We start from the raw sequence: 20,816 nt of genomic DNA, 5'->3' as shown, positions 1-20,816 counted from the left end.
GGATATGGTAGAGCAAATTCGAGTTCAAGGACCCAGTGCAGGGATCAAAGGCGAGTTGATGATTCCGGGAGATAAGTCCATTTCCCATCGGGCAGTGTTGCTGGGAGCATTAACAGAAGGCACTGTTGAAATCAGCGGCTTTTTGCCCGGGGCTGACTGTCTCAGCTCAGTGTCCTGTTTGCGCCAGATGGGAGTTGAGATCGAGGAAACTGGACCAGGTGCCCTGAAGGTTCATGGGCGTGGCTGGCAGGGATTAAAAGAGCCGTCTGATGTACTGGATGTGGGCAATAGCGGTACTACCATGCGGCTACTGCTGGGCATTCTGGCCGGCACGGATTTCTTCAGCGTCCTGACAGGAGACGCTTCGATTCGGCGGCGACCTATGGGCCGGGTAACTGAGCCATTACAAAAGATGGGAGCCCAGATTCAGGGCCGAAGTCAGGGTAAGCTGGCTCCCCTGGCCATCCAGGGCGGTAAACTGGTTGGCTGTCAGCACCTTTCCGCTGTGGCCAGTGCGCAGGTGAAATCTGCTCTGTTGCTGGCTGGGCTGCGGGCTGAAGGGAAAACAGAGGTACAGGAGCCTGCTGTCAGCCGGGATCACACGGAAAGAATGTTACGCACTTTTGGTGTTGAAATAGGGCAGGAAGGAAACCGGCTCTGGGTTGAGGGCGGACAGAAATTGCAGGCTGTTCCAGTACAGGTACCGGGTGATATCTCTTCCGCAGCCTTCTGGCTGGTAGCTGCCAGTATCATTCCCAATAGCAGCCTTTATTTAAAACAGGTGGGTGTCAATCCTACTCGTACCGGTATTCTTGATGTTTTACAGGCAATGGGGGCCAGAATTCAACTGATGAATTATCGCCGATTTGGCGATGAACCGGTGGCAGACCTGCTGGTAGAATCGGCGGAGTTACAGGGTGTAGAAATAGGAGGGGAGCTTATTCCCAGATTGATTGATGAAATTCCTGTACTGGCTCTGGCGGCAGCGGTGGCCCGTGGTCGGACCATAATCCGGGATGCCGCAGAGCTCAGGGTCAAGGAATCGGACCGTCTGGCTGCTATAAGCCGGGAACTGAGCAAACTGGGAGCTACCATCGAAGAAATGCCCGATGGCTTGATAATTGAAGGCGGGGCTAAACTAGAGGGAGCCCGGGTAGAAAGCTACCATGATCATAGAATGGCAATGACTTTGCTAATTGCTGGTCTGGTAGCGCATGGGACTACTACTGTTTCGGGTTGTGAAGCAATTCCAGTTTCCTATCCTGACTTTGTTTCCAGTTTGCAAAGATTAGGAGCCAATCTTGACTGAGAGGAGAAAAATCAATATAATATAATTAGCAAATGGGGAGTAGCGCCCTGACTACAGGGAGCCAGAATCGTCAACTCGGGTTAGACCCCGGTTTTGGCCTTAGCAGCAAGACCTTTGCTCCACAAGGGGTAAAGGTCTCTTTATTTTACTTTAAAAAGGGGGATTGTTTATGAAAAAGGCGTGGATTCCTGTTCTGGTAATACTGGGGATTGTACTGGTTCTGGGTATGAGTCTGAGCAGTACTTATAATAACCTGGTAACGATGGAACAGCAAGTGGAAAGCAGCTGGGCTCAAGTGCAAAACCAGCTGCAGCGGCGGGCAGATCTGATTCCCAATCTGGTAGAAACAGTTAAAGGTTATGCTGCTCATGAAAAAGAGGTACTGGGCAATATTGCTGAGGCCAGATCCCGCCTGGCCGGGGCCAGAACACCGGCGGAAGCAGCAACAGCTAATGCTCAGCTGGATAGCGCATTAAGCCGTTTGCTGGTGGTAGTTGAGAATTATCCTAACCTTAAGGCAGATGCTAACTTCCGGCAATTAATGGATGAGCTGGCAGGTACCGAAAATCGTATCGCCGTGGCCCGCCAGGATTATAATAAAGCTGTCCAGGCCTACAATACCTATCTGAAAAGTTTTCCAACCAATTTGGTAGCAGGAGTATTTGGCTTTAATGCCAAAGAATTTTTCCAGGCTCAGCCAGGAGCTGAGCAGGCACCTAAAGTGGATTTTGGCTCTGGTAAAAGTTAAAGGGGGCAAATGGCATGCGGATAAGCTGGCGCCGTGTACTCCCCGTTTGGATATTACTCTTTTCTTTTCTAATCGCAATATTTAACACTGCCTGGTCGGCGGACATTTATGTTCAGGATCGGGCTGAGATTCTATCTCCAGAGGTGGCCCGGCGCATCAATCAACTAGGAGCTGCTTTAGAACAGGCCACTCCTGGGGCTCAAGTAGTTGTGATGACTCTGCCATCTCTGGAAGGTAAACCTATCAGCCAGATAGCAGTCGAAGAATTCAGAAGACTGGGGATTGGCAGTAAGGAACACAATAATGGCGTGCTGTTCCTCATCGCTCCCAATGAAAGGGAAGTCAGAATCGAAGTTGGTTATGGGCTGGAGGGGGCCATCCCCGACGGGAAAGCGGGACGCATTTTAGATGAATCAGTTTTGCCATACTTCCGGCAGGGCGATTATAATCGGGGTATTGAAAATGGCTACCGTCGTCTGGTAGAGGAAGTTGCTCGTGAATATCAGGTAAAAAACCTGGTACAGCCTGTTGAACCGGAGCAAAAGGAGAGTAGGAAGAACATTACTATCGCTTATATTATCGCTGGCTTGTTGTTACTGGATGTACTGTTCAACCGCGCCCGGATTACCCGCTTGTTGATGGATTTGTTTTTCTATGCGGCTATTTTTGGCGGAGGTCGCCGGGGCGGAGGAGGATTTGGCGGCGGCTCATCGGGCGGTGGTGGAGCAGAAAGGCGCTGGTAGGGGCAAAATGCCCCTTTTTTCTTTTCTTTGACTGCAGGTTTTTGTTATAATAGCTGAGAGAAGAAAGAGGGGTTTGAGTGATGAGCAAACTACAACAAATTGCCATTGATGGACCTGCTGGTGCCGGCAAGAGCACCATTGCCCGTTTGCTGGCCCGGCAACTGGGTTATCTATATGTAGATACAGGGGCAATGTACCGGGCAGTTACCCTGAAGGTTTTAAAACAGGGGTTGGATCCGGGAGATGAAAAGGAAATCGCTGATATGCTAACAGAAACAGAGGTGGACCTGATCCCAGCAACTGAAGGATTGCGGGTGATTTTAGATGGGGAGGATGTCAGTGACGCCATCCGAACGCCTCAGGTAAGTCAGGCGGTATCTCAGGTTGCTCGTATTCCGGCTGTGCGGGAAAAGCTAACGATTTGGCAACGGGCACTGGGAGAAAAGTGGCCGGTAGTAATGGATGGTCGGGATATCGGCACGGTGGTATTGCCTGAGGCAGAGCACAAGTTCTTTCTGACTGCCTCTCTGGAAGAGCGGGCCCGCCGCCGCTATTTGGAGTTAAAAAGCAAAGGTTATACCCAGAGCTTTGAGAGTCTCTTAGAGGAAATGGCTTTAAGGGACAAAATGGATAGCGGACGGGAGATTGCTCCCCTTAAACCGGCAGAAGATGCCCAGATTATTGATACTACCGGAATGACCATCGAAGAAGTGGTTAATGAATTGTTAAAACGTTTGGGAGGGAATACATAAGGTGGATTTTTATCAATTTGCCCGAATGCTTTGTCGGTCTTATTTACGGTTTGTTAGGTGCTGGAAAGTGGAAGGGGAAAAGAATCTACCGGTAGAGGGACCAGTAATTATTGCTGCTAACCATGTCAGCAATCTGGATCCGGTCGTAGTAGGCTGTGCCTTTGATCGGAAGGTAAGCTATTTGGCCAAGGAAGAATTGTTTCAGGTCCCGGTACTTAGCTGGATTATTCGGCATCTGGGCGCTTTTCCTGTAAAGAGAGGTACAGGTGACCGGGGAGCGATCAGAGCGGCTCTGGATGTCCTGGAGAAGGGGGACTGTTTTGGCATTTTTCCGGAAGGTACGCGCAGTAAAGATGGCAATTTACAACAGCCCAAACTGGGAGTGGCTATGTTGGCTGCTAAGACAGGGGCTCCTGTATTGCCAGTGGCCTTAATCAACACCCAGCGTTTACTGGCTCCCATTACTGTTCGCGTGGGTCAGGTGATTAAACCGCCCTGGCCAGCAGGCAGCAAGGTAAGCAAAGAGGAACTGGAGGCATTTGCCCAGCAGATAATGGCTGAAATTAAGAGGTTAAGGGAAAAATAACATTTTTTTTAAGCAAATGCAGGACTTTTCTGACGAAAATAGAATAATTTGAGGTAATGGACAAACAATTATACTTACAGAACCAGGGGTGAACAGGTTGGAAATTATCTTAGCCCGCGCTGCCGGTTACTGTTTCGGAGTGAAACGAGCCATCCAGGTGGCTGAAGCAGCAGCCCGGGAAACTGGCAGTCAAATATACACTTATGGACCGTTAATTCATAACCGGCAGGCTGTTGCCAAACTGGAAGAACAGGGAATAAAAGTTATCGAAAATTTGGATTCTGCTGCTGGTGAAGTGGTGATTATCCGTTCCCATGGAGTGGGCCCGGAGATTCTAAATAAGGCTGAAGAGTTGAAGATAAAGCTAGTTGATGCTACCTGCCCTTTTGTCAAAAAGGCCCAGGAAATTGCTCGTTCTTTACAAGCAGATGGATATACTGTTATCGTGGTAGGAGAAGCCGAACATCCGGAAGTTAAGGGCATCATCGGTTGGACCGAAGGCAAAGGGATTGTAGTTCAGCAACCGGAAGATCTTCAACTGATTAAGCCAGGGAAAAAAATTGGCGTTCTGGCTCAAACCACACAGCCTTTAGCCAGATTGCAGGCGGTAGTTAAAGAATTGCTGACTTTTGGCCGGGAAGTAAGGGTTTTTAACACCATCTGCCACGCTACGGAAGAAAGACAACAGGCGGCACGGGAATTAGCAAGCCAGGTGGAAGTTATGCTGGTTGTAGGTGGTGCTCATAGTGCCAATACTCAAAAACTAGCAGCCATCTGCCGGGAATCAGGCGCCACCACCTATGCGATTGAAACTGCTGCTGAGATTCAAACCGACTGGTTTAAAGGTGTAGATAAGGTCGGTATAACTGCAGGTGCTTCTACACCTGACTGGATCATAGAGGAGGTTGTCAAGAAAATGACCGATATACGTCAGAACGAACAGACAGAACAAAATCCCCAGGATATGGAGCAGCTGCTCAATGAGGCTCTGGAATTCCAAAGGGTTAGCCGGGGGCAAAAGTTAAAAGGCACTGTGGTGTCTGTAAGTGACGATGAAGTCCTGGTGGATATAGGAGCCAAATCAGAAGCTGTCGTTCCCTTAAGGGAACTGACCTGTTGTCCGGTGGAATCCGCCAGAGAATATGTAAAACCTGGGGATGAAATTGAGGTAGTAGTACTAAAGGTTGAAGATATGGAAGGGCGGATCGTCTGTTCTAAACAAAAAGCTGATGCCATGAAGGCTATGAATACCCTGGAAGAAGCCTACAAAACCGGACAAAAAGTAACCGGTCGGGTGGCTGAAGTAATTAAAGGCGGGTTACTGGTAGATCTGGGAGTAAGAGCATTTTTGCCGGCCTCTCATGTTGATGTTCGTTATGTGGAAAATCTAGAAAAATATGTTGGTCAGGAAGTTGCTGTCAAAATAATTGAATTTAACCGGCAGAAAGCCAGAGTAGTGGTCAGCCGGAAAGCAGTGATTGAGGAAGAACAGCTGCAGAAGAAGACGAATGCACTGGCTACTCTTGCTCCTGGACAAATCGTGAAAGGAAAGGTACGCCGTATTACTTCTTTTGGAGCTTTCGTAGATCTGGGAGGAATAGATGGTTTACTGCATATTTCTGAATTAGCCTGGCATCATGTAGATCACCCTGCTGAAGTGATCAGAGAAGGGGAAGAAATTGAGGTAAAAATACTGGATATAGATCAGGCCAATGAAAAGATATCTTTAAGTCGGCGTCAGGTTTTACCCAGTCCCTGGGAAACAGTAGAGAAAAAATACACCGTTGGCTCCATTGTAAAAGGGAAAGTGGTGCGGTTAGTTCCTTTTGGGGCCTTTGTAGAGTTAGAACCGGGAGTAGATGGTTTGATTCACCTTTCTCAGCTGGCGGATAGGAGGGTGGCCAAAGCTGACGAAGTGGTACAGCCAGGTCAGGAAGTCTTAGTAAAGGTTATTGACGTAAAATCTGATGAGAAGCGTATCAGTTTATCCTTAAAAGAGGCTCAGGGAGTTGTTCCTGAGGCATAATTTGATTGATGCAAGCATTGCCTTATATAAAAGGCAATGCTTTTTTAGTGACCTCTTGACAATTTAGTACAAATGAACTATCATAATTATAGAGTAAATGAATATCATTCTCAACGAGGTGAATGGAGGTGGCCCATTTGGCACCACTGGATATGGTGAAAAAAGGACAGAAGGTAAGAATACATAGTATTAATAATCCGGTAGTTCGGGCCCAGGCATTACGCTTTGGGATTAGTGAAGGGGAAATAGTGTCAGTTGAAGAAATTATTCCGGCTGGACCGATTATTCTCGGCCGCAAAAAACAGGAGATAGCTGTAGGCAGGCAACTGGCGCAAAAAATTCTGGTTGAGATTCTTTAAGGAAAGAGGGAATTTCTATGCATTGCCATCATTGTAACCTGGCACTGGATATCCCGCCTGGAGCCAGGAAAATAGTTCTGGCGGGAAATCCTAATGTAGGTAAATCGGTTTTTTTCAATGCTTTTACTGGAATGTATGTGGATGTTTCTAATTACCCGGGGACAACCCTGGAAATTAGCCATGGTCGGTATGGTCAAGATGTGGTAATTGATACTCCTGGTGTTTATGGTATTTCCTCCTTTAATGATGAAGAAAGGATAGCGCGGGACATTATTTTAGATGCAGATCTGGTGATTAATGTTGTAGATGCTGTTCACCTGGAAAGAGACCTGTTTTTAACCCAGCAAATCATAGATACCGGTGTACCTGTGATTGTGGCTTTGAATATGGTTGATGAAGCCCGAAAAAATGGTATGGAAATTGATATCGATCTATTATCCAGGGAGCTGGGCGTCCCGGTATTTCCTACAGTAGCTGTTGAGAAAAAAGGCTTCAAAGAATTGCAGGAAGGACTAAATCAGGCTAGACCTGGATATATAGACCCCTGGCTGCAGGATAAACTGGAATGGATGACAGCCAAAGTGGGGCACCAGGGAGAAGCTCTTTTAATTCTGGAAGGAGACCCAATTGTAGCGGAGAGAAATGGCCTGTCACCGGGAGATTTGCAGGAGGAAATATACCGGAGAAGAAGAGAACGGGTTAACCGGCTGGTGGAAAAAGTACAGCGGGAAACAAGCCAGGGTATTAGCTGGTCAACCAGATTGGGACGCTGGAGTATCCGCCCGCTGACAGGGATTCCCATTTTGCTATTGGCCCTCTGGGGAATGTATGAAATTATCGGTGTAATTATTGCGCAGGATGTTGTAGGGGTTACAGAGGAAACCATTATGCAGGGTTTCTATGAACCCTGGATTAGACAGGTAATTGGTAGTATTATCCCTGAACACTCAGCTCTGGGTACCATCTTAATCGGTGAATTTGGTATTTTGACCATGACAGTCACTTATATTTTTGGGTTGCTTTTGCCACTGGTGGTGGGCTTTTATCTGGTCTTATCCATCTTTGAAGACAGTGGCTATCTACCGCGGATCGCCACTTTGCTCGACCGGGTTATGACCAGCATTGGTCTGAATGGACGGGCGGTTATCCCGATGATTCTGGGGTTTGGCTGTGTCACCATGGCCACTATCGTCACCAGAGTGCTTGGTTCTGATCGGGAGAGACGAATTGCGACTTTCCTCCTTGCTATGGCTATTCCCTGTTCTGCCCAGATGGGGGTTATCGTAGCACTGCTTTCAGGATTAGGTGCAAAATTTGTAATATTATATGTGCTGGCTATCTTTTCCCTTCTGGCTCTGGTAGGTACTTTATTGAATAAGCTATTACCGGGTAGATCTACTGATCTGTTAATCGACTTACCTCCCATGCGCTTACCGCGGCTGAGTAATGTATTAAAGAAGACAGCAACCAAGTCCAGTCACTTTCTGAAAGAAGCTACCCCTTTGTTTGCAATTGGCGCCTTTATTATTAGCATTATGCAAATTACCGGGGCACTGGAAATGTTGCAAGATTGGTTGCGTCCCTTAACGGTTGGCTGGTTAAGTTTGCCTAAGGAAGCGGCAACAGCATTTATCATGGGCTTTGTTCGTCGAGATTTTGGTGCTGCCGGTTTTGCTTCCATGGAATTAACCGCACTACAGAAGTTAGCTGGTTTAATTACGATTACAATTTTTGTTCCCTGTATTGCTTCTGCACTGGTTATTTTTAAGGAAAGGGGCAAACAGGAAGGCTTGATTATCTGGCCGGCTGTTCTAGTTATTGCCTTTTTGATTGGAGGTCTTACGGCGCAGCTGTTTAATCTAATGGGCCTGGCCGGAGGGTACCTGCTCTTCGGCAGTATGCTGGTTTTAGCCATTCTGTTAGGAAAGTTTCTCCCGCAGAGAGAGGAGGCGTAATTTATGGCTCATGAATGTAATATTATCTCTAACACCTGTCCACAGTGTGGTTTTAAACTAAAGGGTAATGAAATGAAGTGTCCCCGTTGTGCCAAAGTATTAATCCAGATTGGTAGCTGCAGTGGAGCCTGCGGCAGTTGCAATCAAAGGTCCGGCCAGTAAGCCGGACCTTTTGACTTTGGGAAAAGATAATAATACAATAACTTCAGGGAGGAGATAGAGATGTTATCGAAAATATTAGTAGGTTTGGATGGTTCGAGCCATAGTTTTAAGGCTCTGGAATTTGCCCTGGAATTAGCAGTGCTAAAGCCAGAAATAAAACTAACTGCCGTTTGTGTTGTAGGATTTAGTCGGGATCTGGCTTTGTTTGCTGGCCTTTCCCCTGAACAATATAATGCTTTTTTAAAAGAGAAAGCCAGCAAAACCCTGGCCCAGGCAGAAAACATGGCTAACCAAAAGGGGATTAAAATTTCCACCTGTGTCCTGGAAGGGGATGCGGCAGAAATGCTGAGCAAATATGCTCGAACTGAGGGATTTGATCATATCGTAGTTGGTGGCCGGGGATTGAGCAATATAAAAGGCATGGTCCTGGGGAGTGTCAGTCATCGCTTGCTTTATCAGGCACCCTGTCCAGTTAGCGTTATTCGCTAGGAGGTGGCAATTGTGAAAGACCTACTGGCGATAGCTTTGGGAGGGCTACTAGGTGCTGTTGCTCGCTATAGTGTTAACCAGCTGGCACAGGGCTTTTCTATCATCGGTATACCCACAGCGACTTTAATTGTAAATCTGCTGGGTTCCTTTGGCCTGGCGTTCTTCTTGCAAAAATCTTTAACTAGCTGGGGGTTAGCTGCTCACTGGCGTCTTGGGATTGCAACTGGTTTTTTTGGTGCTTTCACTACTTTTTCCACTTTTATGCTGGAAAATGTTGCTTTACTTTTAAAGCACAATTACTTAACAGCATTTTCTTATCTTTTGATGACTGCTTTTCTGGCAGCAGCTGCTGGGTTTCTGGGCTGGTTTATAGCAGAAACTACTACGGGCCAGACCTTAAGGGAGAAGGAGTAAAGGAATGAAAATGTGGCTGTTAGTAGCAATTGGCGGGGCCTTAGGGGCGCTTTCCCGTTACTGGCTGGGCAAGTGGGTTAATCGCTGGTGGCAGGGAGACTTGCCCCTGGGCACGATGGTTATTAACCTCTCAGGTTCTTTTGCCCTGGGGCTTGTTCTGGGTTATAAAAATTATTTGCCATTAACTGTGGTGCTTGCTTTTGGTACTGGTTTTTTAGGCAGTTTTACTACTTATTCCACTCTTAATTATGAATTTATTTCTTTATTAAAACAAGGTAAATATTCGATTGCCTTTTCATATATTTTCCTTTCTTTTAGCTTTGGACTGATTTGTGGATTTGCTGGTCTTTATCTTGCCATGAACTTATAAGGAGGTACGGGGGTTGGAGAGAATAGTGGTAACGGCAGCGGCCATCTGGCGGGAAGGCGAACTTCTGCTGGCCCAGAGACGGCCAGGCAGCCACCTGGCTGGAATGTGGGAATTTCCCGGCGGTAAACTGGAAATTGATGAGGCGCCGGAGGAAGGGTTAAAAAGAGAGATTAAAGAAGAGCTGAATATTGATATTCACATATTAGGTCTGGCTACGGTAGTCTGGCACCGTTATGAAGATAGGGTTGTTTTACTACTGGTCTATCATTGCCAGTTGCAGGCAGGAGAGCCACAAGGCATGGAAGGACAGGCTATTGGTTGGTTTAGTCCTAAAGCTGCGCTTGATTTGGAACTTGCTCCTGCCGATCGTACCATTCTGGAAAATATAATCAATGGAGGTCCGGGATTTGAACAACCAGCGTTCACAGCGCAAACTGGAACATATCCAGTTGTTTAAGGAAGAATATAACCCGCATTATACCGGTTTTGAAGATGTTCATCTGATTCATCAGGCTCTACCGGTTAATGACTGGGATGAAATTGATACTACCTGGTGTTTTCTTGATAAAATTTGCAAGGCTCCATTGTTTATAACTGCTATTACTGGCGGTCATCCGGCTAGTGAAAAAATAAATAGAGATTTAGCACTGGTTGCTGCTGAAACAGGTATCGGCCTGGCAGTGGGCAGTCAGCATGCCGCTCTATATAATGAGGAACTGGTCAAAACCTATCAGGTAATCAGAACCGAAAACCCAGAGGGACTGGTTTTTGCCAATGTGGGGGCTGGTGTATCCTGGGATTTAGCCCTTAAGGCTATTGAGATGATTGGAGCCCAGGGTGTGCAAGTCCATCTGAATGCTACTCAGGAATTGATGATGCCAGAAGGGGACAGGAAGTTTACCCAATGGCTAAACAATATCGAGCAGCTGGTAAAAAAATCATGGGTGCCTGTGATCGTCAAAGAGACAGGCTGTGGGCTGAGTCGGGAAACGGTTTTAAGACTGAAGGAAGTTGGAGTGGAGTATTTTGATGTTGGCGGCAGCGGAGGAACGGACTTCCTTGCTATTGAAGCCAGACGGGCCCAATTGCCTGTTCGGTTACAGCTGAGCTGGGGGCTGCCTACAGCATGGGCGCTGCTGGAGTGTTTGGCGGTTTGTGGGAACCAGGGTCACCTTTGGGCCAGTGGAGGTATCCTAACCCCCCTGGACTGGGCCAAAGCCCTGGCTCTTGGAGCAGAAGCGGTTGGAGTAGCCGGGCATTTTTTGAAAACATATCTGGATAATGGTCTTGAAGGTTTAGCAAATGAAATCAAGGAATGGCAGCGGCAGCTTAAAATAATCTGTTTGCTAACTGGCGTTTCCAGCCCAGCCCATTTAAAAGCTGCCGCCAAAGTGATTACAGGAAAAACTGCTGAATGGCAGAAGTTAAGAGCTGGTGATGTGTATGGATGCAAAGCAATTTCTTCGTTCCATGCCTAAGGATTTTTATTTAATCAAAGCTGATGTACTGGCGGATAAAATAAAAAACCAGGAATGGCTGAAACAAGCCTACTTTCTGGATTTACGACAACCAGAAGAACATGCCCAAAACGGTTTACCGGGCTCTAAACAATGCTTGTTAAAGGATTTACCAGATCGGTTTCAGGAATTGTTTCCGGATAGAGAGCGGCCACTGGTGGTGTATTGTAATGGCGGGGTTCAGTCGATATATGCAGTGATGTTTCTGGTGATGCAGGGCTATAAGGAAGCCAGGAGTCTGGCTGGTGGATATAAAAAGTTTTTAGGTGGGTAATAGTACCCACTTTTTTTATTGCTGTATAACTGAGGCTGAATAAGGGCAAATTATGTTATGGTACGAGTAAGGAAAGGAGATGATATTGTGGCTAGATTGCCGATTGGTACCCTGGTTCTAGTAATTGTTTCTTTGTTAATTTATTTTGGTCTGGCGCACCGGATTCTGGACAGAATGCGGCTCACTGACCGACAGGCACTGGTGGTCATCGGCTTAATGATCATTGGTAGTTTTATTACAATTCCGGTAGCAAGAGGACTAGTAGGAGTAGATGTGAATGTAGGTGGAGCGCTGGTACCACTGGGGTTGTCAATTTATGTACTGGGAAAAGCTGGTACAGGCAAGGAAATCTTTAGAGCCTTAATAGCAGCTGTGGCAGTTGCCATTGCAATCAGTTTCTCTACGGTATTTTTAGGGGGTACAGAGCCGGAGACAATGTTTATGGATCCTATTTACTTTTATCCCCTGGTAGCGGGTGTATTAGCCTATGTTGTAGGACGCTCCCGGCGTTCAGCTTTTATCTCTGCCATACTGGGGTTAATGCTGGCAGATGTTTTCCAGCTGGTCTGGTATTATGCTAAGGGTAGAAGCGGATTTGTCAGTTTTGGTGGGGCAGGTGCTTTTGATACGTATATACTGGCCGGCGTACTGGCCGCTTTGCTGGCAGAATTGATAGGTGAAACCAGGGAACGGCTGCAAGGAGGACCGGCCCGGGAAAACCGAGATCCTGAGTTGATAGCAGGACTTAAGACCCCGGAAATGGCCAGTATGCTGGGGGCTGACCAGAAGAAAGGGGGAGAAAAAGATGAGCAACAAAAATAATAGGCTGTTGGCAATTGGTGGTTTGGTATCCCTTCTTCTGACTTTAGGTTTGATTTATGCCCGGGACAATGGGACTTTAGGACAATGGCTAGCTATGAACAGCAAAGTTCCAGTCTTTCAACCATTAAATTTATTGAGTGGCAGTGATGAGACAGAGCGGGAATCAGGATATTACATCTTTAAAGATGAGCAGGGGAAAACCATTCATATGACTGCCCTGCCAGTTTTTGTCGGAGATGAATACATTGCGGATGACAATAAGCATTACAGAGTAGAGAAGATCGAGGGTGATGTTGTTAAATTAAAATACATTGGGCAGGAAAAGCTGGCTTATAATCCAGCCTGGGATGAACCGATGAGCTTGCCAGCTCAAGCGGGTGGTGGTAAAAAACCGTTGATAGCTATTTATCACAGTCATAGTGATGAATCGTATGTACCAACCGATGGTCGGTCCAGTATATATGGCAATGGCGGGATTTACAAAGTCGGGAAAGCCTATGCAGCTGCAATGAAACAAATTGGCCTTAATGTAGTTCAAAGTCTGCGCAAACATGATCCCCATGATGCTAATGCCTATCATCGCTCGCGCAGAACTGCTACAGAATTGTTAAAGCTAAACCCTGTCGCACTGGTGGATGTGCATCGGGATGCTGTTCCGCCCGATGTTTATCAGGCTAAAATAAACGGCAAAAACGTTACGCAGATCAAGCTAGTCGTGGGACGCAGAAATCCTCGCAAAGGGGAAAACCTGACCTTTGCCAAAAATATTAAAGCATATCTCGATAAACACCGTCCCGGTCTAGTAGAAGGCATTTTTATTGCCAAAGGAAACTACAACCAGGACCTATCGCCACGGGCAATCTTGATCGAAGTTGGATCTCATACTAATAGCCGAATTCAGGCTCAGGAAGGCGTAAAATTGTTTGCTGATGCTGTACCCCGGGTCGTTGGGGTAAGTACTACTACCGGTCCAGGAGCAGCGCCTCCGGGTGCAGCTGCCCCTGATAAATCTCTAAGCTTGAGTGATGAAAACCGCGGCTCCTGGACGGGGGCTTTTCTGGCGATTGTACTGGTGATTGCAGCTGGTATCGGTTTTCTGCTGTTAGCGACCGGCTCTGGGGCAGCTACCTGGGATAGATTGCGGAACTTCGCTTCCCGGGAACTGGCCAGTGCCCTGGGGTTAAAAAAGAAAGAGAATAAGGGTGGGGAAAAAAGAGAGTGAAGATAATCTATAACTGTTATGGTGGCGCCCATTCATCAGTTGTAGCAGCTGCCCTGCATCTGGGGCTGCTGGACAACACCAGGGTCCCCGGAGAAAAGGAGTTGCTGGAACTGCCTTTATTTGATGGGACCTGGGAACATGACCACGGGCGCCTTTTTTTCTTTGGGATTGATGATAAACAAAGGGAAATATATGTTTTGGGCAAACGCAATCTTGGCCACCAATTGAATGACTTAATCCATCTGGCTGCTCAGGCAGCAGGCATAACCAGGGAGGAATATTTACTGGTGGATGCCTTACCATATGTCAACTGGTTAATGGTAGTAGGTGGTTATACTTCCCGGAGATTGCACTGGGAAAGATTGGGTAGACCAATAGTTATAAGAGGGATACAAACTTTTTACTGGCAAATTGTCAACAAGGTTGAGCAGGTAAAAAAGCTGGTACCGATTACAGAAACAAAAAAATGGGTTCTAAAAAACGGAGCAAATATTACTGTTGACCGGGTTTTAGCTTGCCGCGTAGTAAGAAGTTTCTGGCTGGCCTGGGGCATAACTGGCATTTCCCTTGACTTCCTGGCTGCGATGGTTAATAATGAATAGAGTGATTTATAGTGTTGAGGTGGAATATGACACAAGCAGCTGTTATTGCCAGTGTCCAGACTGAAAGTTTTGGAGAACGGATAGGGCTTAAACCAGGCGATCGGATCTTAGCAGTTAATGGTGAGGCGGTCAGGGATTTAATCGATATGCAATTCGCTCTGGCCGAGGAAAAGTTGAGCTTAACTATTGAACGAAGTGGGGCAATTTTTACTCTTTCTGTACAAAAACAATGGGATGAAGACCTGGGTATAGAGCTGGAAAGCGCAGTTTTCGATGGGATTAAACGTTGCGCCAATCGTTGTAAATTTTGTTTTGTGGAGCAAATGCCGCCAGGGATGCGGGAAAGTTTATATGTTAAAGATGATGATTACCGTCTTTCGGTATTGCATGGGAATTTTATTACCTTAACCAATTTAAGAGAAGAAGATTTACAACGCATTGAAAAACTACATTTAAGTCCGCTTTATGTTTCAGTACACACGACTAACCCGGAATTGCGACAGGAATTGATGGGTAACAGGAAAGCGGGGCAGATATTACAACAATTGCAGCGATTAGCAGCTGCCGGAATCGAGCTTCATACCCAGATTGTTTGTGTACCTGATTACAATGACAGGGAAGAGCTGGACAAGACTGTTGCTGATCTGGTAAGTTTATATCCCCAGGTTCAGTCTATTGCGGTTGTTCCTGTCGGGCTGACAGCCCATCGCAATGGATTAGCAAAATTAAGAACCTTTACCTCTCAAGAGGCCGCAAACTTAATTGACCAGGTAGAGCGCTGGCAGGAAAAGAACCGGCAGGAGTTTGATTGCTATCTAGTTTATGCAGCCGATGAGTTTTATTTAATGGCAGGGCGATCCATTCCTGAGAATGAACGTTATGAGGATTTTCCCCAGTTGGAAAACGGGGTTGGCCTGGTCAGGACATTTCTTGATAACTGGGAGGACTCAAAAGAGGAACTGCCCAAAAAACAGGGTAAGAGCAGGAAAGCTTTGTGGATCACGGGGGTTTCTTTTGCAAGGGTACTGCAGCAGGTTGCCGCAGAGGCGGAGGCAATTACCGGGGCAAAATTTGAGGTTCTGGCTGTCCCGAACCGTTTTTTTGGCCCAACAGTGACGGTTACCGGATTGTTAACCGGGGAAGATATATTAGCAGCTTTATCTGAATCGCAAAATGTGGATGTGGTTTTTCTGCCTGATATTATCTTTCGACGTGGAGAGATGGTTACCCTGGATGGAATGACTGTAGATGAAATTGCAGATAAAGCTGGAGTGAAGGTTGAAGTTATCAGTAGTAACGGGGAAGATTTAGTAGTTATGATAAAGAGGTGGTTGACAGGTGAGTAAACCAATTGTAGCCATAGTGGGGAGGCCAAATGTAGGCAAATCCACATTGTTCAACCGGCTGGTGGGTGGCCGGTTGGCTATTGTTGAAGATATACCTGGAGTTACGCGAGACAGGATTTATGGGGATGCGGTTTGGTTAGACCATGCTTTTACTGTAATTGATACTGGTGGTATTGAATTTTCCGGGATCGAAAATGAAATTGCCAATCAGATGAAACACCAGGCCCAGCTGGCCATGGAGGAGGCAGACGTTATTTTATTTGTAGTTGATGGAAAGGAAGGTCTGACCATCAATGACGAAGAAGTAGCCAATATGCTGCGCCGGGCCAATAAACCAGTGGTACTGGTAGTGAACAAGGTGGACAATTTTGATCACACTGAACAGTACAATGAGTTTTATGCCCTTGGTTTAGGGGAACCTATTCTGATCTCGGCAGCCCACGGCTATAATATTGGGGATTTACTGGATGAAGTGGTGAAACACTTTTCACCGACAGAAGGGGAGGAAGAAGATGATGATGTAATAAAAATAGCTGTCATAGGCCGACCCAATGTGGGCAAATCTTCTCTGGTTAATGCTTTGCTGGGGACAGAACGGGTTATAGTTTCCGATGTGCCTGGGACTACACGCGATGCTATTGATACTGCCCTGGAACGGGATGGCCAAAAATACATTATCATCGATACTGCCGGTATGAGACGCAAAGGCAAAATCGCAGATGTAGTGGAACGCTATTCTGTAATTCGATCCTTGCGGGCAGTGGATCGAAGTGATATAGTCCTGATGGTAATAGATGCGGTAGAGGGATTGACAGAGCAGGACAAGAAAATTGCCGGTTATGCCCATGAAAGTGGCAAAGGTTGCATCCTGGTGGTAAACAAATGGGACCTGGTGGAAAAAGATGATAAAACGGCTTTGCGTTATACGGAGAAATTGAGAGAAGGTCTTGGTTTTATGCAATATGCTCCGGTCATCTATGTTTCTGCCAGAACCAAGAAAAGAGTGGCCAAGATTTTGGAACTGGTAAAATTTGTAGCAGATCAACAAAATATGCGAATTGCTACCAGTATTTTGAATAACCTGATCAGAGAAGCCACTTATCTGAATCCACCGCCTTCAGACCGGGGTAGAAGGTTGAAAATCCTTTATGCTACCCAGGTAGCTGTTAAACCGCCTACATTTGTGTTATTTGTAAATGACAGTGAATTATTGCATTTCTCCTATCAGAGATATATTGAGAATCAGTTACGTCAGACTTTCGGCTTTGAGGGTACTCCCATACGGATTATTCCCCGTAACCGGCAGGAGGAAAAAGAATGAACTGGTGGTTAGGAATTATCCTGGTTATCGCTTCATATGTTCTAGGGTCTGTTGCTTTTGGCTATGTGGTGGCCAGAGCTGTGGCCGGAATCGATATCCGCAACTATGGCAGTGGGAATGTCGGAGCTACCAATACCTGGCGAACACTGGGCTGGAAAGCCGGGCTTATAGCTTTTGCAGGTGATTTTGCCAAGGGGGCAGTAGCTGCCTGGCTGGGCAAACTCTGGGGAGGACCGGCCTGGGGAGTAGCACTGGGGATTGCAGCAGTTCTGGGCCATACCTATCCGGTGTTTTTACAGTTCAAAGGAGGTAAAGCTGTAGCCACAGGTGGTGGGGTACTTTTTGCCCTTAATCCGTCTATTACCTTGCTGGCTTTAGGGATCTGGGGTGCTATTCTTTACATAAGTGGCTATGTTTCACTGGCCTCATTAATAGCAGCAGCCTGTACCCCGTTCCTGCTCTTGATGTTTGAGCCATCCTGGGCAGTTCGCATCTTTGGTATAATTGGCGCCAGTATTGTTATCTGGCGGCATAGGAGCAATATCCAGCGTTTGCGTACAGGGACAGAAAACCGGATTGGTCGCAGTGGAAAGAGGAGGGATTAGCACCATGAGGGTAGCGGTTATTGGGGCCGGCAGCTGGGCTACAGCCCTGGCGGTTCTATTAAGCCGGAATGGGAAAGAGGTAACTATGTGGGCCCGTCGTCAGCAGCAAATAGAGGAGATGCTGGAATATCGGGAGAATCGCAGCTATCTGCCCGGTGTTAGTTTGCCACCTCAATTGCGGTTGACGGCGGACTTAGAACTGGCCCTGGCTGATGCGGAAGCGGTTGTCCTGGGCGTGCCCAGTCATGCGGTCAGGGAAACTATTAAAAGGGTCGCCGGTTTTTTAAAACCACAACAACATAGATTAATAGTCAATACCGCCAAAGGTCTAGAAGAAGGCTCTTTCTTGCGTTTAAGTCAGGTAATTGCTTCTGAATTGCCGGATGTGTTTCGGGATAAAATTGTGGTTTTATCAGGGCCCAGTCATGCCGAAGAGGTAGGGCGGGAAATACCCACAGCAGTGGTGGCAGCGGCAGCCAAACGGGAAACAGCTGAAGCTGCGCAGGATTTGTTCATGTCTCCTGCTTTTCGCGTTTATACCAATCCCGATGTTGTCGGCGTGGAGCTGGGGGGGGCCTTGAAAAACATCATTGCCCTCTGTACAGGTATTTCGGATGGACTGGGTTTTGGGGACAACACCAAGGCTGCACTGATGACAAGGGGTCTGGCGGAGATAGCTCGTCTGGGCAGTTCTTTAGGTGCTCAACCTTTAACCTTTGCTGGTCTGGCAGGGGTTGGTGATTTGATTGTCACCTGTACCAGTTTACATAGCCGCAATAGAAGAGCCGGAATATTGATTGGGCAGGGCAAGAAACTGGAGGAAGCTCTGGCTGAAATCAAAATGGTAGTTGAAGGGGTGCGCACCTGTAAAGTAGCTAGAAGTCTGGCTCAGAACCTTGGGGTTTCTATGCCTATCACGGAACAGGCCTATCAGGTGCTGTTTGCTGGAGCAGACCCCCGGGAAGGAGTAGCCAGACTGATGCAAAGGGGTAAAACCCATGAGATGGAAGAGGTGGTTTTAAACCAGCACTGGTAAAAGTAGAGCTTAAGAGGCTTAAATGCCTCTTTTTTTGTTCTTGACAGAGAGACAAATAGTGTTGTAGAATAATAGCGAATTGCAAATCATAATCTACAACAGCAGTACGGAAGGAGAGATCAGGAATGAAGGTACGCAAAACAATGGCTGCTGCTCTGGCGGCTCTGCTGGGGGTAGGGCTTTTAGCAGGTTGTGGCAGCGGCAGTAGCAACCAGCCGACCGCCAAAAGCCAGGATAACAGTGCTGCGGGCGGAGATGTAATTAAGGTAGGAGCTAACTTTGAGCTGACCGGAGGCATTGCCACTTTCGGGAATTCCAGTGTAAACGGGATTAAGCTGGCACTGGAAGAATTTAACCAGGCAGGGGGCGTGAATGGCAAAAAGATTGAACTGATTACAGCAGATAACAAGAGCGATGCTGCTGAAGCCACTAATGCCATGACCAAACTGGTGACCCAGGACAAGGTAGTGGCGGTAATGGGCCCGGTTGCCAGTTCCAATGTGCTGGCAGCAGAACCAGTAGCAACTCAGAACCAGATCCCGCTGGTTACCCCTACGGCAACTAACCCCAAGGTTACTGTGGATCCAGCAACCAACAAAACCAGAGACTGGATTTTCAGGACCTGCTTTATTGACCCATTCCAGGGTGATGTAGCAGCCCGCTTCTCTTTCAATGACCTGAAGGCGAAAAAAGCAGCTATCTATGTCGACCAATCCAGTGACTATTCCAAGGGGCTGGCAGAAGCATTTAAGAGTGGATTTACCAAACTGGGTGGTGAAATTGTTTCCGAAGAGGCTTTTGTCGCCAAGGATACCGATTTTAAAGCTACCCTGACCAAAATCAAGGCTAAGAATCCTGATGTAATCTATGTCCCTGCTTATTATGAGGAAGTAGGTAAGATTATCCGTCAGGCCCGGGAACTAGGGCTTACCCAACCTATCGTTGGCGGAGATGGTTTTGATTCCCCCAAGCTGTTAGAAATCGCTGGCAAAAGCGCACTGACCAATGTCTTCTTTACCAACCACTATACCACTATGGATACTTCTCCGGTGGTACAGGAGTTTGTCAAGAAATACAAGGACAAGTATGGTCAGGAACCGGATGCTCTGGCTGCTCTGGCCTATGATGCTGCCAAAGTGTTGTTTGAAGCTATCAAAACTGCTGGGACTCCTGACCCTGTCAAAATCAAGGATGCCCTGGCTGCTACCAAAGACTTTAAAGGTGTAACCGGAACCATTACCTTAGATGCACAACATAACCCGGTTAAGAGTGCGGTAATCATGGAATACAATAATGGTGCTCTCAAATTCCGCACCAGGGTGGAACCGTAACTGAGGTAAAGACGCCTGCATATTTTATAATGCAGGCGTTTACTTTTTTTGCTTTTTGTCGAAAATTGTAGCGAAAAATCCCTTGCCAGCTGATACTGTTATATGATACCATCTATTAAGATAGAGAAAATATGCTCAAACAATAGGAGAGGTTGGTTGTGATGGAATTAATAGGTTGGGTTGTCTGGTTGGTGCCGGCGTTATCAATCTGGGCAGCACTGGCCCAGTGGGCCTGGTGGCGGGAAAAAAACAAAAAAGAAGAGTTGTTAAGGTTAAATCGCGAATTGTATCATAAAGCCATTATAGATGATTTAACTGGTGTCTATAATGTAAGATACTTACATTTGAAGTTGCGAGAATTCGTGCAGCGGGCTCGCCGCTATGGGCGTCCTTTCGTACTGGCCTGGATCGATCTTGATTGTTTCAAGCAATACAATGACACCTTTGGTCATCTGGCTGGTGACCAGGTCCTTAAGACTTTTGGTTCTGTTTGCCAGGAACAGCTTCGCATTGATGTGGATTTTGCTTTTCGCTATGGAGGTGATGAATTTGCCCTGCTGCTGGCAGAAGTAAGCAGAAAAGAAGGAGAGCAGATTATGGAGCGCTTGCAATATGCTTTTAAGCAAGCAGTGGACTATAAAGTTGGACTGAGCTATGGACTGGTAGAATATCAAAATGATTTTACTCCTGAGGACATGCTGCGAACAGCTGATGAATTAATGTACCAGCAAAAAAAGCAACACAAGGCGATTCTGGGAAAATGACGACTAAATCATTGTATGTCGTCATTTTTTTTGTCCACATCAAATATATTTTTAGTGTTAAAA

At 46.8% G+C, this 20,816-nt stretch carries 23 protein-coding genes; all 23 read left to right on the top strand.

Annotated features, from left to right (window positions below; all coding sequences use genetic code 11):
• Nucleotides 1-4 precede the first annotated feature (4 nt).
• Nucleotides 5-1,309, top strand: coding sequence for a 3-phosphoshikimate 1-carboxyvinyltransferase (gene aroA, locus JDF658_RS11505; protein WP_079907737.1), 1,305 nt, complete (start codon nt 5-7; stop codon nt 1,307-1,309).
• 169 nt (nt 1,310-1,478) lie between these two features.
• Nucleotides 1,479-2,057, top strand: coding sequence for a LemA family protein (locus tag JDF658_RS11500; RefSeq protein WP_079907736.1), 579 nt, complete (start codon nt 1,479-1,481; stop codon nt 2,055-2,057).
• A 14-nt stretch (nt 2,058-2,071) separates the two neighbouring features.
• Nucleotides 2,072-2,800 carry a YgcG family protein gene (locus JDF658_RS11495; protein ID WP_078666262.1) on the top strand — a complete coding sequence of 243 codons (729 nt, stop codon included), beginning with the start codon at nt 2,072-2,074 and terminating at the stop codon, nt 2,798-2,800.
• Between the two features lie 80 nt (nt 2,801-2,880).
• Nucleotides 2,881-3,552, top strand: coding sequence for a (d)CMP kinase (cmk, locus tag JDF658_RS11490; RefSeq protein ID WP_078666261.1), 672 nt, complete (start codon nt 2,881-2,883; stop codon nt 3,550-3,552).
• Between the two features lies 1 nt (nt 3,553).
• Nucleotides 3,554-4,138 (top strand): 1-acyl-sn-glycerol-3-phosphate acyltransferase, encoded by a 585-nt coding sequence (locus JDF658_RS11485; protein ID WP_242946665.1) that lies wholly within the window; start codon nt 3,554-3,556, stop codon nt 4,136-4,138.
• Between the two features lie 97 nt (nt 4,139-4,235).
• Nucleotides 4,236-6,164: a bifunctional 4-hydroxy-3-methylbut-2-enyl diphosphate reductase/30S ribosomal protein S1 gene (locus tag JDF658_RS11480; protein ID WP_159071857.1), complete on the top strand. Its 1,929-nt coding sequence runs from the start codon at nt 4,236-4,238 to the stop codon at nt 6,162-6,164.
• Between the two features lie 137 nt (nt 6,165-6,301).
• Nucleotides 6,302-6,523 carry a ferrous iron transport protein A gene (locus JDF658_RS11475; RefSeq protein WP_307167151.1) on the top strand — a complete coding sequence of 74 codons (222 nt, stop codon included), beginning with the start codon at nt 6,302-6,304 and terminating at the stop codon, nt 6,521-6,523.
• Between the two features lie 17 nt (nt 6,524-6,540).
• Nucleotides 6,541-8,478: a ferrous iron transport protein B gene (gene feoB, locus JDF658_RS11470; RefSeq protein WP_079907734.1), complete on the top strand. Its 1,938-nt coding sequence runs from the start codon at nt 6,541-6,543 to the stop codon at nt 8,476-8,478.
• Between the two features lie 222 nt (nt 8,479-8,700).
• Entirely contained in the window at nt 8,701-9,129 is a 429-nt protein-coding gene (locus tag JDF658_RS11465; RefSeq protein ID WP_078666257.1) for a universal stress protein, read from the top strand.
• A 12-nt stretch (nt 9,130-9,141) separates the two neighbouring features.
• Entirely contained in the window at nt 9,142-9,543 is a 402-nt protein-coding gene (crcB, locus tag JDF658_RS11460) for a fluoride efflux transporter CrcB (protein WP_078666256.1), read from the top strand.
• A 4-nt stretch (nt 9,544-9,547) separates the two neighbouring features.
• Nucleotides 9,548-9,913, top strand: a complete 366-nt coding sequence (gene crcB, locus JDF658_RS11455; RefSeq protein WP_242946664.1) for a fluoride efflux transporter CrcB — start codon at nt 9,548-9,550, stop codon at nt 9,911-9,913.
• A gap of 13 nt (nt 9,914-9,926) precedes the next feature.
• The gene (locus tag JDF658_RS11450; protein ID WP_078666255.1) at nt 9,927-10,370 is read left to right on the top strand and encodes a (deoxy)nucleoside triphosphate pyrophosphohydrolase; all 444 of its coding nucleotides are present in this window, start codon (nt 9,927-9,929) and stop codon (nt 10,368-10,370) included.
• The gene (gene fni, locus JDF658_RS11445) at nt 10,321-11,391 is read left to right on the top strand and encodes a type 2 isopentenyl-diphosphate Delta-isomerase (protein WP_200805680.1); all 1,071 of its coding nucleotides are present in this window, start codon (nt 10,321-10,323) and stop codon (nt 11,389-11,391) included. The genes JDF658_RS11450 and fni overlap by 50 nt, the downstream gene beginning before the upstream one ends.
• The gene (locus JDF658_RS11440) at nt 11,357-11,704 is read left to right on the top strand and encodes a rhodanese-like domain-containing protein (protein ID WP_159071858.1); all 348 of its coding nucleotides are present in this window, start codon (nt 11,357-11,359) and stop codon (nt 11,702-11,704) included. The genes fni and JDF658_RS11440 overlap by 35 nt, the downstream gene beginning before the upstream one ends.
• Nucleotides 11,705-11,791: 87 nt before the next feature.
• The gene (locus JDF658_RS11435; protein WP_078666200.1) at nt 11,792-12,526 is read left to right on the top strand and encodes a DUF1614 domain-containing protein; all 735 of its coding nucleotides are present in this window, start codon (nt 11,792-11,794) and stop codon (nt 12,524-12,526) included.
• Complete coding sequence (spoIIP, locus tag JDF658_RS11430) at nt 12,510-13,748, top strand: stage II sporulation protein P (protein WP_078666201.1); 1,239 nt, start codon at nt 12,510-12,512, stop codon at nt 13,746-13,748. The genes JDF658_RS11435 and spoIIP overlap by 17 nt, the downstream gene beginning before the upstream one ends.
• Nucleotides 13,745-14,350 carry a DUF3189 family protein gene (locus JDF658_RS11425; RefSeq protein ID WP_078666202.1) on the top strand — a complete coding sequence of 202 codons (606 nt, stop codon included), beginning with the start codon at nt 13,745-13,747 and terminating at the stop codon, nt 14,348-14,350. Before spoIIP ends, JDF658_RS11425 begins: the two co-directional genes overlap by 4 nt.
• Nucleotides 14,351-14,376: 26 nt before the next feature.
• Nucleotides 14,377-15,696: a DUF512 domain-containing protein gene (locus tag JDF658_RS11420; protein ID WP_079907730.1), complete on the top strand. Its 1,320-nt coding sequence runs from the start codon at nt 14,377-14,379 to the stop codon at nt 15,694-15,696.
• A complete protein-coding gene (gene der / locus JDF658_RS11415) occupies nt 15,689-17,017 on the top strand; it encodes a ribosome biogenesis GTPase Der (protein WP_078666204.1) in 1,329 nt (442 codons plus the stop codon). Before JDF658_RS11420 ends, der begins: the two co-directional genes overlap by 8 nt.
• Nucleotides 17,014-17,622, top strand: coding sequence for a glycerol-3-phosphate 1-O-acyltransferase PlsY (gene plsY / locus JDF658_RS11410; RefSeq protein ID WP_078666205.1), 609 nt, complete (start codon nt 17,014-17,016; stop codon nt 17,620-17,622). Before der ends, plsY begins: the two co-directional genes overlap by 4 nt.
• A 4-nt stretch (nt 17,623-17,626) precedes the next feature.
• Complete coding sequence (locus JDF658_RS11405) at nt 17,627-18,658, top strand: NAD(P)H-dependent glycerol-3-phosphate dehydrogenase (RefSeq protein WP_078666206.1); 1,032 nt, start codon at nt 17,627-17,629, stop codon at nt 18,656-18,658.
• A gap of 125 nt (nt 18,659-18,783) precedes the next feature.
• The gene (locus tag JDF658_RS11400; protein WP_079907729.1) at nt 18,784-19,989 is read left to right on the top strand and encodes an ABC transporter substrate-binding protein; all 1,206 of its coding nucleotides are present in this window, start codon (nt 18,784-18,786) and stop codon (nt 19,987-19,989) included.
• 161 nt (nt 19,990-20,150) lie between these two features.
• Nucleotides 20,151-20,753, top strand: coding sequence for a GGDEF domain-containing protein (locus JDF658_RS11395; RefSeq protein WP_242946668.1), 603 nt, complete (start codon nt 20,151-20,153; stop codon nt 20,751-20,753).
• Nucleotides 20,754-20,816 lie beyond the last annotated feature (63 nt).

The organism is Carboxydocella sp. JDF658 (genome assembly GCF_002049395.1).
GTDB lineage: Bacteria > Bacillota.
This window is presented reverse-complemented; position numbering and strand designations above follow the sequence as displayed.